This is a genomic window from Cyclobacterium qasimii M12-11B (assembly GCF_000427295.1).
GTDB lineage: Bacteria > Bacteroidota > Bacteroidia > Cytophagales > Cyclobacteriaceae > Cyclobacterium > Cyclobacterium qasimii.
Map to the genome: position 1 here is coordinate 61,760 of NZ_ATNM01000202.1, position 7,973 is coordinate 69,732.

Genomic DNA, 7,973 nt, shown 5'->3' on the forward strand with positions numbered 1-7,973 from the left:
ATTTGGATAGAAAGATGTATCCTTATACTTATAAAAAACTAAATATTTAATAATGTAAAGACTTTCTCAATGAGAATTATAGGTTTTACTTTGAGGAGAAAAAATAATATTACTCCTTAAACACCATATCTCCTTCAAATTAATTGACAAAAGAATCAGGGTATTAACATTTTTAATCAACCGGACCTGAATTAGCAGGTCCGGTTTCCTAAATAAAGGAATCTAAATAATTAGGAGTGTCTATCTCCAGGTTTATCATTTAAATGTATAAATCTTTTCATTTTTTATCAGCTATAAATTCGTGAGACCCTTATATAAATGCGTGAACCAGTCTTTTCTGCACGTAAACATTAATAAATTCGATCAGAAATAATATTAATTAAATCAATAATTGGATTAATGCTGAAGATAAAAGATATTTATAGTACTTGAGTATTCAAAAAAATATAATTTTAATTATCCATTGTTTTATTTAAAATGAAATGTATTCCATCAAAATATGTCCAAGTAATATTTTATTTAGTCATATTTTTTTTGGCTTTTTACAACTCACAACATCCCTTCTCATTCCAGACAATTAACGCTAGACCAAAACATAGACACTAGAATAGATGAAGGTGATTACGAGAGTGCAAAAGAATTACTTGAAAGGGCCTTAAAAGAAGTTGACAGAAAAGATACAGCTCATTTAAGACAATACTCTGCAGACTTAGGGTATGTATTGTTTCATCTTGGTCAATTTCAAAATAGTATAGTTAAATATGAAGGGGCACTTTTTTATGCCAGGGCACAAGCCGACCATAGACGTACCAGCTCATTTCTACGAAGTATAGGCTTAAATTATCAATATTTAGGCCTTTATGGTTTGGCCATTGAAAGTTATCAAGAAGCCCTTCACTATCTTCACTTGAATGAGCCTACTTCATCCAATGAGGCGGCACTTTATAACTCCATGGGAAACCTTTACCGGAAAACACATAATGAATCCAAATCTTTGGAATTACTCCATAAAGCATTGTCCTTGTATGTAAGCCTTGAGGACCCTAACAAGGTTGCCAATGTCATGAATAACTTAGGTGCAAATCACCAGAATTTTAATAATTTGGATTCTAGCCTTTATTATTTTCAAGGTGTCTTAAACTTAGCCGATTTAGACATTGATTCACCAATGGATTTGGCAAAAGACAGGTCTGCCACCTTTAATAATATAGGTGTGGTCCTATTACAACAAGAAGAAACGGAGAAAGCATTTCCCTATATCGAAAAAGCCTATCAAATTCATAAACTGAGCAGGGACCAACAAGGATTGGCTATTAGCTACAATAATTTGGGGGATTATTGGCTTAAAATGGGAAGGCTGGCCCTAGCCTCCAAATACTTGGATTCAGCCTTTATAGTTCTTCAAGAGACTTCCGATAAAGAATTATTGGTTGACAATTTAGAACTTCGTTTTGAATTATTGGAAGGGACAGATCAGCACAAAGAAGCACTATTTACTTACAAATCCCTTGATTCGTTAAAAGATCAACTGTTTCAAGATGAAAAACTAAAAGTGGAAGAAATAAGTAATATTTATCTATTGAGAGAAAAGGAATTTGAGAACCAGAAAATCAGTCAAGAGGCAGCTTTATTTGCATTAGAAAGTGGAAAATTCAGGCAGACGAGTTTATTCCTTAGCTTACTTGGTATTATTTTGAGCTTGTTCCTGCTTTGGGTTTTCAGAAACCTAAAACGACAAAGGGGTCTAACCCAAATTATTAGCGCTAAAAACAAAACCATTAGCCTTCAACAAACAGAATTGAGACACCGCACTGCCAATAATATTATGCGGTTACAGAGCATTATCAAGGAAATAGCCAGAAGGGTTCCTGACAATAGCGCCCAACAGGAAATGTTAAGATCCACTCAACTCTTGTATTCAGCTGCCTCCTTGGAAAGGTATTTGTTCAGCATTGAAGACGAAAAAGAAGTTCCATTAAAAGAATTTCTGAAAGGCCTGATGCAGCAACACCGAGAAATGCTAGGCAAGGAAAAACGATCAGTGGAAATTGTTTATGAACAATCGGCTAAAATTGTTCTTCCAGTAGCATCCGTGATTCCAATCTCCATGATTTTAACGGAATGGATTTACAATAGTCTTAAATATGCTTTTGAAGGTATTGATCAACCAAAAATAACAATCGCCATTCATCTCAATGACCAACATATCAAAATTGATTATCAGGACAATGGCGTAGGAATAAAAGACCAGGCTAGTAAAGGTACCGGTACCAGGTTGATAGAAAAATTCGCCTTAGACCTGAATGCCCGAATAGAAACCCTAGAACATCAAGGAATTCGCTATCAATTGGTTTTTAATGCAATAGGTAAAAATTTGTCATTGAAGTGATTCTATACCTCCATTCTATTTGTGAAACCCACACATGAAATTGGATCAGATTAACAACTAGCTTAACAGCTTCCCGAATTTATTTGGTAGTCTCACGATATAATTTACAAGGTTCACGAAATAAAGGGTATGAAAAATCACATAGTCTATTATATTAAGGGTGTAGAAAACTTAATTTTAAAATTATAAAGACAAAAAATAAGGAACCTAAAATTTTAGGTTCCCTTTACTAAAGAAGAGTAATCCATTTAATCTCGACTAGGAGAGTCATAATCTTTAATCGAAAGTGATTCTCTATCTTCCCTTGGGGTCATTTCTTCGTCGGAAAAAAACCCACAGCTGCTACTCATCGTAATTAAGAATAGCATTCCAAGCATAATAATAAGATTTTTCATAAGATATAACTTATTAATCAATTTCTCATGCTTCACAGAATAGACATTGATCGACTTGGAGGAAGCTCTCCGCGTCTCACAATGCCTGCATGGCCAATGCATCAGGACTGCTCTATTGGTTTAGCAGACTTCTAATATCAAAGCCCTAAACTCCCCGAATACTTCTAATATAACACTTAAACCATACTTTATAAAAACAAAATGTATAAACGGTAAATAATAATACCGTAATAATTAATTTAACAATATTTAAAACTTCCGCTGTTTCATTAAAATTAATTGCACAATAATAGCTTTTCCTTCATCATGGATATAAAAAGCAAGTCCATGCATTAAAAAACACATCTAATGGATACGATTTCGTCAAAATAGATTATTCCACAATTTTGTAAAACTTGATACAATAATTATATGGGATGAAAAAATCATATTACAAAATAATCAAAGAATGCCCCTTATTGGAAAAATACAAGGATGAGGAGAATTTTTGAATACATCCCACTTTTTAAATTAGCAAATAAATTACAGGAGAAGGTTTCTTCATTAATGAAGAATAATTCCAAAACTTTTATTGAGAATGGTTTTGACAAAAGTTACAACAATCTCTCCCCATATGGAGAAGGTGATAAAAATTACAAAAACCGAACTATATTTATTATAGAATATCAACTTAAAATTGATTACACAAAAAAAGACGACAGTAACAAGAATATTTCTAATTTTTGGAAAGGTGCAAAAAGAGGTAAATCTTTAAATAATAATTTTACGAGTACCTACCAGCCCCCTTCATTAGACTTCCTAAATCTAATTTCAAGAGCTGTTGGTTACAAAAGTTTTGAAAATTTTTGTAACCAATATTTTTATAACTCTGAGACAATAAAAATACTTATACTCCCATTTTTTGAACCTACCTCAAAATCTACATTTGTTCAAGACTTATTATCCTATGAATTCAATTTATTTCAAAAAGAAGAATTACTGAGTTTAGACATTATAAAATTTGTCAGTAAAAATCCAAAAGAACATAATAATTTCAACTGTATAAACGCAAAGAAAATAGGAAATAAACAGCATGGAGATCTGGTGATTTGGGGTAGATTGGACCAAGACAATACAATCCACACATCCTTCTACGCATTAAAACCAGAAATATCATTTTTTTGGAATTCCAATCCACTAGATCTACAAACCTTTACTATTAAAAATATACAAAGTGAATTTTTAGAGAAATTCCAAAAATCATTATTATGGTCTACGGCCATAAGGCTTTCACTTAAAAAAGAGTATCGCAAATCTATAAATATTTTTAGAAAATTATTGAATGACAACTATCAACCCTTGGAAACCAACCTTTGTTTGGCTGTGGTCTATCAACTTAAAAAATACCCTAAATATGTTGATCATCATATAATCGCAACAGTAGCCACCGCTATGGGGGTAAGCCTTAAAAAAGCTAAAGATTCAATGAATAAAATCCACTCTTTGGATAAGCTGGAGGGCTCAATAATTGATCATTTTACTAAGGATTGGAAATACCTAAAGATTGAAAAAAAACCAGATGAGAAAACTCAAATATGGAAACTTTCAGGGATTATTTATTATGAATTTGTAGCCGCAATAATACTATTAGGCTATAAAGAAATATTTACACCAGCAAACTTTGAAAATATTCTTCAAAAAATATCTGAAAAAGTTGAAAATAGTTGGTTTAAATCAATTTATGCTGAAGTTTTTGCTACTGTGTACTTTGAAATGGGAAAGTTAAAAGAGCAAAGACTTTTAAGAAGCCCTGAAATAGGACCTGAAGATATTTATGAATTGTATAAAATAGCAATCCTATATTCAACTGACAAAAATATTCATGACACCTGTATAGCTTTTTTCATAAAATACGAGCAGTTTGAAAAAATTAAAAATGCCGTTAATAACTCCGACATAAAATCTAAGGCCATTCAATCTCTTTATGCGTAATTGTACTTCTTAAGTCTAAAATATAGACAATGGGTGTATTTTTTAGTGTTTTTGATCAATCTACTAAAAAACCCATTGTCTATAACATTCAACCTCTCCCTACAACCCAAACTCCATTTTTAACGATACAGCACCCGCTTTGTAACTGGTCTGGTTTATGGTTAGGATCATTTTTGTATCAGTTAAGGTGTTGACCAGAAATTTGTCCGGGCCTCCGTTAAGCAGCACTTCCGATTCAGCGGAATTAAATGCCCATGTCCCTGTCTCCTGAACGGACAATAGTGGACCTTTTGCCGTATAACTTTTGGAAGAAGTAAAATTGATGGTATAGCCAGCTGTGGGCTGATCGGAGCCGTTGGCGGTAAGCTTGATTAACTTCCAGTTCTGGGTAAGCAATTCTGTCTTGGTTTTTGCTTTAGGCGGATCTGGCTTTGGATCATCCGGTTCACAGGAAAAGAGGCTAACCAAAAACAACAGACAGGCAAAATATATGAGGTTATAATTAAATTTCATGGCGATGTATATTTTATTAAGAAGGAGAGTAAAGGAGAGCGATTATACAATCGCTCTCCGGTTTTTTTAGTGTATTATTATCAGTCTTCGGACCACAAAAACCCTATAGCCCTGGATCTCTACCAGGTACACACCAGCATTGAACCTTGAAAGATCAACGAAACTATTTTCCTTGTGTTGATAATCCAGGACTACCCGGTTTTTACCATTGACATCATTGATGGTCAACTCGTAAGTATCTCCTATGGTAAGGCCATCGATGGAGAAGCTATTTTTGGCTGGATTAGGAAACAGCTTCACCAAGCCACCAGAGTCAGGCCTCTCACCTAATGCTGTCAAGGTTTGAGCCTCCGAGACATTGCTACATCCATCCACAGTAACCATCACTGTATAAGCACCTCCTGAGGTAAGACTAATTTCACTTTGATCTGCTCCGGAAATATCCGTGCCGTCTAGTTTCCATTGGTAAGAGCTTCCTGCAGGGGCATTTGTCACCTTAAGTACCAGCTCAGGAGAAAATTCAGAACCTATGATTTCTATTTCAGGTACCGGAGGAGCAACACAAAAACTATTGGTTTTCTTTTCGGCTGCATTGAAGTTATCATTTCCAGCTTGACTGGCTTCAATGGTTACCGTTCCAGCACCTGTTAAGGTAAGTGTGTTGCCACTAACTGTTGCCGGACCACTAAGGACTGCATAGGTTACCTCCAGATCAGCACTACTTGTAGCACTTAGCTCGAAAGGAGCTGAGCCAAATTCTTTGTCTCCTATGGCTGCAAAATCAATGGTCTGGGATTTTTTCTTTACAGTTTGGGTGCGGTTCACATCGCTTGCCGCCTTGTAATTGTCATTCCCTGGCTGACTTGCGGTAACCACTATGGCTCCTGCCCCATCTATACCAAGCTCATTCCCCGAGAGACTTCCTGGTCCACTCTTAACTGCGAATGTCACAGTCAATCCTGAACTTGATGAAGCAGAAAGGTCAACTGGCTGGTCCCCGTAGGTTTTATCAGGCAAATTGGCGAAGGTAATGGTCTGTCCTGCTTTTTCTACGGTAATCTCCTTTTCTTCAGAAGTAGCATTATAGTTGTCATTGCCTGCCTGGGTAGCCTTAACGGTAATCGTTCCAGCACCTGTGATGGTTACTTTGCTTCCACTCAGCGTAGCTGGACCACCCACAAGTGAAAAGGTAACTGGTAATTTGGAGTCAGCCGTGGCCACCAAAGTAAATGCTGCATCCCCAAAAGTTTTCTTGGAAATGGAGCCAAAAGTAATTTCCTGGTTGGCTTTCTCAACTTTGAAAGATTGTTCTATGGCTTCTGCTGCTTCATATTCATTGTCACCAGCTTGTTCGGCTTTTACTTTTACAGTTCCCGTACCTGTAATGGTTAGCTGCTTTCCTGTAATAGTGGCAGGTCCACTTACTACAGTAAATTGAACCGGAAGCTCAGAATCAGCTGTGGCTACCAAGTCAAATGGAGCATCTCCAAATTGCATGGCAGGCAATGCAGAAAACGATATGACCTGATTTATTCTGCTTTTGGTGGTTATTTCTATGTCATCCAAGAAGATACCATCCCTAGAAGATGAACTAGTATAAATGGCCCTGCTTCCATATTGTTGGAACCGGACAACGGTTTTCTCTGAAAGTACCAATTTTTTTTCTTCAGCCAGTTTGGAAATGTCCACTTCCATAGCTGTCCATTTATTAGAATTAAAGGTGTATTCCTGGATTTTAGTAAAAGTTAAACCCTCATCCACACTTAAATAAATACCATTCTGGGGGTGTTGTTCTTCATAACTACTAAAAACCTCAAATTTAAGAATTACATTTTGAGCTTCTTTTAAATTAAGCTTCAAATCAGCAGATATCGCACCAAATTCTCCAGATGCACTTTTCCCTAAATACAAACCATTATTACCTGAATTACTAACAGTTAGAGATTGATACTTACCTGTAACACCAACCCCTCCTTCCAATCTAACAACTGATTTATTGTCAACCATTCCAGTAGAGAACTCTGATAATGGATCGACATAAGGAAACGTAGGGTTGCTATACGCCCAGCCATTAGGCAATTCAGTACCCCCTTCAAACCCCTCATTATAGGGGAAATCTTTAATATACGTTTGGTCTGGCACCCGAACTTCAACGTCATCTATAAAGATACCATCACGTGAACTAGTGGAACTGCCTCCAAAATAAGCATTGTCATATTGTTGGAACCTGACAATAAATGAAGATGAAAGTGTCAATCCGTAATGACTTGCCAACCTGTCAATATCCAAGGGTGGCAGTTGACTCCAGATTGCGTCTGCCCATTTGTCTCCATCAAAATCCAATACTTTTGTAAAGCTTGTTCCGCCGTCATCACTGAAGAAAATCCCATCAAGGGGATGGGTATTTTCATAATAATTCTTCATCCAAAAGGACAATTCAATATCTGGAGTACTACTTAAATCCAAGTGAAGATCCACCGCAACGGCCCCACCTTCTCCACTAGCTCTTTTTCCCAAAATCAATCCATTCGCACCGTTAAGAAATGCATTTCGGGATGAAATGGTAGATCCAACAGCTGCAATTCCTTCCAATCTTACCGTGGAGGTTCCGCTTACCAATCCGGTAGAATTAGCTTCTGCAGGGTTAATATAAGGAAATGTAGGATTGGCCTGCTTCCAACCTGCTGGAAGCTCTACGCTGCCTT

4 protein-coding genes are annotated in these 7,973 nt (G+C 36.2%); 2 read left to right on the forward strand and 2 right to left on the reverse strand.

Going from position 1 to position 7,973, the window contains the following annotated elements:
- The first annotated feature begins 721 nt into the window (after positions 1–721).
- Positions 722–2,389: a DUF2225 domain-containing protein gene (locus ADICYQ_RS25535; protein ID WP_020892528.1), complete on the forward strand. Its 1,668-nt coding sequence runs from the start codon at positions 722–724 to the stop codon at positions 2,387–2,389.
- An 869-nt stretch (positions 2,390–3,258) separates the two neighbouring features.
- Positions 3,259–4,755, forward strand: a complete 1,497-nt coding sequence (locus ADICYQ_RS25540) for a hypothetical protein (RefSeq protein WP_020892530.1) — start codon at positions 3,259–3,261, stop codon at positions 4,753–4,755.
- Positions 4,756–4,854: 99 nt separating this feature from the next.
- On the opposite strand, the gene ADICYQ_RS25545 is transcribed toward ADICYQ_RS25540, so the two are convergent.
- Positions 4,855–5,268 carry a hypothetical protein gene (locus ADICYQ_RS25545; protein ID WP_020892531.1) on the reverse strand — a complete coding sequence of 138 codons (414 nt, stop codon included), beginning with the start codon at positions 5,266–5,268 and terminating at the stop codon, positions 4,855–4,857.
- A 66-nt stretch (positions 5,269–5,334) separates the two neighbouring features.
- Positions 5,335–7,973, reverse strand: a 2,639-nt coding sequence (locus tag ADICYQ_RS25550) for a T9SS type A sorting domain-containing protein (RefSeq protein WP_040418215.1), incomplete at its 5' end; no start/stop codon positions are given.

What these genes read in the sequence shown, in the direction of transcription:
- ADICYQ_RS25545 (WP_020892531.1), bottom strand. Translation starts at nt 5,268, where the DNA reads ATGAAATTTAATTATAACCTCATATATTTTGCCTGTCTGTTGTTTTTG.
- ADICYQ_RS25540 (WP_020892530.1), top strand. Translation starts at nt 3,259, where the DNA reads ATGAGGAGAATTTTTGAATACATCCCACTTTTTAAATTAGCAAATAAA.